Consider the following 4,262-nt stretch of genomic DNA (forward strand, 5'->3'; position numbering starts at 1 on the left):
CGACTACGCCATCGATCATCTCGCCGACCGCGCTGTCTTTTCCGTCTTCCGCCGCACCAGCGAAGTGCCGCTGTTCCAGATCGTCAAGGATCCGAAACTGGCCCGCAAGCAGGGCGCCTTTGCCGTCATCGCCGCCGGCGGCCGCATCTTGAAACGCGGCCAGGAACTCGGCCGCGTGCTCGGTGTGTTCGACAGCAAGTTGAAGCTGGTCGAAGCCTGAGCAGGGAATTAGAGCAGGGGAATTGAAGAAATGGAGAATTGATGAGTTGAAGAAAAGGCCTCGGCGTCATCTGTTGCCGCCGCTTCTTTTTATTCTTCAGTTCTTCAATTGCGCAATTCTTCAGTTCCTTCTTCAGTCCCCTCTAAGGCGAAACTTCCGCTCTGGCAGCGAACTCGGATCGGGCGGCGCCGATGCCCCGCCATTCAGCGACAGCTGCATGAACACCGTGTCCAGCCAGCGCCCGTGCTTGTAGCCGGAGCCTTCCAGGCGGCCCGAATGGCGAAAGCCGAGCTTTTCGTGCAGCCGCACCGAGGCGCTGTCGGGACGGCCATCGCCGATCACCGCGATGATCTGGCGAAAGCCCGCCGTCGTCACCGCCTCGATCAGGCTTTGCATCAGCTTGAGCCCGACGCCCTGGCCCTTGGCCTCGGGCGCGACATAGACCGAATCCTCGACAATGAAGCGATAGGCCGGGCGTGGCCGGAAGGCACCGGCATAGGCGTAGCCGAGAACCGCGCCGTCCTTCTCCGCCACAAGGTAGGGAAAGCCGCCGGCCATCAGGCTGTCGAATCGAACACCCATCTCCGCGCGGCTCGGCGGCTCCAACTCATAGCTCGCCGTGCCTTGGGCGACCGCGTCGGCGTAGATGCCGGTGATGCTGTCGAGGTCGGCCGCTGTCGCCGGTCGAATCGTAATAGTGCTCATAGTTTATGGGTGCCATTTCTCTGCTCGCGATAACAGCAAAGCCCGGCACAAAAGAAAAGGGCGGCCGTTGGGCCGCCCTTTTGGAACTCGATGGTCCAGCATGCTGAACTAGCGACGGTCGCCCATGAACTGCAGCAGGAACATGAACAGGTTGATGAAGTCGAGATAGAGCGTCAGCGCGCCCATGATCGCCTTGCGGCCGGCAACGTCCGAACTGTCGCCCTCGAAATACATCTCCTTGATCTTCTGCGTGTCATAGGCGGTGAGGCCCGCGAAGACCAGCACGCCGATCGCCGACACGGCAAACGACAGCGCCGACGACTGCAGGAAGATGTTGATCACCGACGCGATGATGATGCCGAACACGCCCATGATCAGGAACGAGCCCATCGCCGTCAGGTCGCGCTTGGTGGTGTAGCCGAACAGCGACAGCGCACCGAAGGCGGCGGCCGTGGCGAAGAAGGTCTGTGAAATGCTGGCCGTGGTGTAGACCAGGAAGATCGAAGACAGCGACAGGCCGACGAGACCGGCATAGACCCAGAACGTCGTCTGCGCTGCCGAAACGCTCATCGACTGGACGCGGAACGACAGGAACAGCACGGCGGCCAGCGGCGCCAGCATCACCACCCAGCGCAGCGGCGAGCCGAAGATCGCGTAGCCGAAGGACGTCAGCATCTCGCCGCTCGGCAGCGTCGCGACAGCCGAAGCCGGATCGGTGGTGGTGGCCAGCATGATCGTGCCGACAGCGGCAAGACCGGTGATGAGGAGGCCAAGCCCCATCAGATTGTAAACCTTGATCATGTAGGCGCGCAGGCCCTGATCGATGTCGGCACCGACGCCGACGCCGGGCACGGCGCGCGTCTGGTAGTTGCGAATGGGATCAGCCATTGTAGTCCTCTATTGCTTCTGCCCCGTCCGGTGTCAGGTCCTTCCGGACCTGGGCGCCGCTGGCAGGGCTCCAGCATGCCTGTGGCGAAATATGATGGTTATTCGCGTCAAGAACAAGACCGTAACCGGATGTAACGGTTCGTGAGAGGGCGAAGCGCCGTTTCCTCGGCTTTTCGGACGGCTTTCTTACCAAGATTTAATCCAGGATGCCCGTTCCGGGCCTGTCGTCACAGGTTGCGCAGCACCGGTGCTGCCTTGTGGCCGAGCACCCGCCAAGTACCGGCGAGACCAATGCCGACCGTGATCACCAGCGAAAACAGAATGGTTGCCACCGCCACCTCCGGCATGAAATGCGACGGCAGAGTCATGATGCGCGCGACGACGAACCAGGCGGCTGCGCTGCCCGCCGCCAGCGCGAAAATGGCGGTGGCCAGCCCGATCAGCATATATTCGAGCGAGAAGGCCGATATCAGCGTCGTGCGTGTCGCGCCCAGCGTCTTCAACACCACCGCATCATGGATGCGCGCCCGGTTGCCGGCTGCAAGCGCGCCGGCCAGCACCAGCACCGAAGCGATCAGCGCCACGCCAGCGGCCGCCCGGATCGCCGTGCCGAGCTGTCCGACCAGCCGGTTGACGATGTCGAGCGCGTCCTTGACCCGCACCGTCGTCACCGCCGGGAAGGCGCGGGTGACGGCGTTGAGGATGCGGGCGTCGTCGGCCGTCGATGCACTCTTTTCGGTCAGCGTCGCCATCCAGCCATGCGGGGCGCCCGCGAATGTGTTGGGCGAGAAGACCATGACGAAATTGATACCCATCGTCTCCCATTCGACTTGGCGGAAACTGGCGATCCTGGCCGTGACGTTGCGGCCCAGCACATTGACGGTGATGGTGTCGCCGAGCTTCAGCCCGATCTCCTTGCCTTCTTGCGCCGAAAACGAAACCAGCGGTTCGCCGCTGTAATTTTCGGGCCACCAACTGCCCTCGGTCAGCGTCGCGTTCTCCGGCTGCCTGGTGTCATAGGTCAGGCCGCGATCCCCCCTCAGCACCCAGGCGCCTTCCGCCGGCACCTTCACCTTGTCGACATCGACACCGTTCAGCGCCATCACCCGGCCGCGCAGCATCGGCACCTTGGCCAGCACGCCCTGCGGCGCCTCCTTGCCGATCAGCGCCGAGAAGGACGCGACATCGGCGCTCTGGATGTCGACGAAGAAGAAGTTCGGCGCCCGTTCCGGCAGGCTGCCTGAGATCTGTCGCCTGAGATTGCCGTCGATCAGCGCCAGCGTCACCAATAGCGTCAGCCCGAGCCCCAGGGACAGCACCACCGATGGCGTCAGGGCGCCTGGCCGATGGATGTTGCCGATGGCGAGCCTGAGCGCCACGAAGCGCACGCGCGGGCTTTTCCTGGCCGCCCATTGCACCAGTGCGCCGACCGAGCGCAGCACCAGGAAGGCGAAGACGGTAGCGCCGACAAAGATCGAGGCGATGCGCTGGTCGCCCGAGAACAGAATGGCCAGCGCCGCAAGCAGCAGCGCGATGCCTATGGCCGCCGCGACATAGGCGGGGCGCGGCAAGCCGCGGCCTTCCAGTCCCATTTCGCGAAACAGCGCGGTTGCCGGCACGTCGCGGGCGCGGCCGAGCGGCAGCAGCGCGAAAGCCAACGTCACCAGCAGGCCGAACAGCGCCGCCATGCCGAGCGCGCCGGGATAGAAGCCGCCTTCGGCCGGCACCGGAATGACGGATTGCAAGGCCGCGCTCGCCGCGAAGGGCATTAGTGCGCCGAGCACAAGGCCTAGCACGACACCCAATCCGGCTATGATCAGGATCTGCACGAGATAGACGGCAAAGACGAAGCCGCCCGAAGCGCCCAGGCTCTTGAAGGTGGCGATGACGCCGCGCTTGCCGTCGAGATAGGCGCGCACCGCATTGGCGACGCCGACGCCGCCGACCACCAGCGCCGTCAGCCCGACCAGGGTCAGGAACTGCGAGAAGCGTTCGATGTTGGACGACAGCGCGGGCGCCGCGTTGCTGCGCGTGCGGATCGACCAGCCGGCTTCCGGAAAATCCGTGGCGGCCTGATCCTGGATGGCCTTGAGCCTTGCCTCGTCGGCGTCCGCCGGCAGCCGGATTTTGTAGGCATTCTCGACCAGGCTGCCCGGCTGGATCAGTCCAGTGGCCGCCAACCCTTCGGTCGAGATCATCAGCCTCGGCGCGAAGCCGAAGCCGTCGGACACGGCATCCGGTTCGGCGACCAGCTTGGCGCGCAGTTCGAAAGTAGCGGTGCCGAGCTTCAGCCGGTCGCCAAGCTTGACGTGCAACCGCTCGAACAGAAGATCGGGCGCTGCCGCACCGAAGACGCCGAACTCTTCGCCGAACAGTTCCTGTTTCGACAGCGCCGGCTCGGTCTCCAGCGTGCCATAGAGCGGATAGACATGGTCGACCGCCTTGGCCT

Annotated in this window: 4 protein-coding genes; 1 reads left to right on the top strand and 3 read right to left on the bottom strand. The window is 64.2% G+C overall.

Going from position 1 to position 4,262, the window contains the following annotated elements; all coding sequences use genetic code 11:
- The coding region (locus tag EN879_RS26120) for a DUF2794 domain-containing protein (RefSeq protein ID WP_164774582.1) at positions 1 to 220 on the top strand (220 nt) is incomplete at its 5' end.
- A 132-nt stretch (positions 221 to 352) separates the two neighbouring features.
- On the opposite strand, the gene EN879_RS26125 is transcribed toward EN879_RS26120, so the two are convergent.
- The 3 genes from EN879_RS26125 to EN879_RS26135 form a co-directional block, all read right to left on the bottom strand.
- The gene (locus EN879_RS26125; protein ID WP_063169546.1) at positions 353 to 925 is read right to left on the bottom strand and encodes a GNAT family N-acetyltransferase; all 573 of its coding nucleotides are present in this window, start codon (positions 923 to 925) and stop codon (positions 353 to 355) included.
- 108 nt (positions 926 to 1,033) lie between these two features.
- Positions 1,034 to 1,813, bottom strand: a complete 780-nt coding sequence (locus tag EN879_RS26130; RefSeq protein ID WP_013528823.1) for a Bax inhibitor-1/YccA family protein — start codon at positions 1,811 to 1,813, stop codon at positions 1,034 to 1,036.
- Between the two features lie 227 nt (positions 1,814 to 2,040).
- Positions 2,041 to 4,262 (bottom strand): ABC transporter permease (locus tag EN879_RS26135; protein ID WP_164774583.1); only part of this gene is annotated, 2,222 nt, incomplete at its 5' end.

This window comes from Mesorhizobium sp. M7A.F.Ca.AU.002.02.1.1 (assembly GCF_003998535.1).
Lineage (GTDB): Bacteria > Pseudomonadota > Alphaproteobacteria > Rhizobiales > Rhizobiaceae > Mesorhizobium > Mesorhizobium ciceri.